Genomic DNA, 1847 nt, shown 5'->3' with positions numbered 1-1847 from the left:
GTTTACTTGTTTCTCGCCTATCAAATCTCTTAACGCCATTAATACCGTATATGCTTTACCATAAGAAATATAGCCTTGACCTAACACCATATAAACTGGTGGTTCGATATCTCCGGCAAAAGATCTTTCAGAAAAATACTTACCTCTTGCATTTTCACTTAGCGCGTATAAAGCTCTTTTTCCATACATTTTTTCCATAACGACTGCTTCGGTGTATTTTGCAAAACCTTCAACAAATAAAGATCCACCGACTACTGGTTTGGCTAACAACGTATGGCCCCACCATTGATGTGCAACTTCGTGTATGGTTCTTTTTGCGACTAAATTAAAAGTAGTTGAATTGCTCACATCAGATAAATACAATCTATCTTCTGTCATACTAATCATTCCAGGGTGCGCAAACCCACCCATTGACCAATGTGAAGGTACTTCTGCAATTCTGATATAATCAAAAGGATAATCTCCAAAGTTTTCTTGACAATAATCTAAAGTTTTTTTTACACTATTTTCAACTTCATCTATATTAAAATTGTGATTCTCATCGTAATACTGTTCTATAGAAATCCCTTTGTGATTGATTTTTTTCGATTGATAATTTGCTGAAAAATAACCGATCCCTGGCAGTATTTTACCATTGGATTTATAATGATAAAATTTTCTGTTATTCTCTGTCCATTCTCTTATTAAATTCCCTGAACTTAATGCAGTTTGGTCATTTTCTGTAGAAACAACGGTTTCAAAGCTTGTTTTTTCAATTTTCACATCTTCTAAAGCAATATGTGATGCCGGCTTCTTTTCTTTAATCTTTTTAGGTAAATTTCTCTTTTGACGTTCTACTCTATTTGCTATTTCAAAGCCAGAAACATAACCTAATGCTTGCTCAAAATTTCCATGTGTGATATAAGTTCCGTTATTAACAATCGTTTTATCAGAGTCATACCCTTTTGATTCTTTTTTCAGTTCAAATTTATAAGCAACAGATTCGTTTGGTTTAAGCTCTTTATTAAATTGAAATAAATAGGTACCGTAAAGCGCATCATGTTCAATTAAATTAGCATTCTCAATTGAGATATTCTCTAAAGGAATTACTTCTGTAATAAATACTTGAGATAAGGGTTGATTGCTTTTGTTTTTTAGTACATAATTCCCTTTTACGGTATACATTCCTTGTTTAGGATATAATGCAACTTCAGTTTTCCTTGAAGTAACATAAGGCCTTTCTAAGCTTTCATATTGTTTAAATTTTCGTTCATAGTTTTCTCTAAAATCTAATTTATCACTAACCGTATCATAATCAGAAACTACATTTATGTTGTAAAAAACCAAACTCCCTGCTCCAACAAATAGCAACATTAGAATTGCAAAACCTGTTTTCTGAATCTTTGTCCAGCCCTGTTTTAATTGTTGTAATTGAACCGAAATAGTCCCAACTACTCCTCTATTCCAAATTTTAAAAGACATTAACACCAGGAGTAATCCGAAAGCTGACCAATATACGGCCAGGTGATTAAATAAGTTAGTTGCACCACTAAATCCGTTCATGTTAGAGTATGAAACCTCGGGCATAAAGCCAAGACTGGTTAATGGATGTTGAAAGCCTAGCATATCAGCTTTTAAACTCAAAATCACAATCAGTCCAAAAATCCCCATTCCCATATATTTGTTCTTTACCAGACTATTTACAAATAGGGCGATCATACAAAACACAGCTAACTGTAATCCGTTATGGTAAAATAAAGCCGCATATAAACTAAATTCAAAGTTTGTATACCCCAAACCAATCTGAAATACCATACACATTAAAATTCCAGAAGTCATTAAAATAATGGGTAACACTAACAGAGCAC

General features: G+C 33.0%; 1 protein-coding gene. It reads right to left on the bottom strand.

Annotated elements, in window-relative coordinates:
* Window positions 1-1818: M1 family aminopeptidase (locus AC15TD_RS07240; protein ID WP_484451469.1), on the bottom strand; the 1818-nt coding region annotated here is incomplete at its 3' end.
* Window positions 1819-1847 lie beyond the last annotated feature (29 nt).

It is taken from the genome of Yeosuana sp., assembly GCF_057126245.1.
This window is presented reverse-complemented; position numbering and strand designations above follow the sequence as displayed.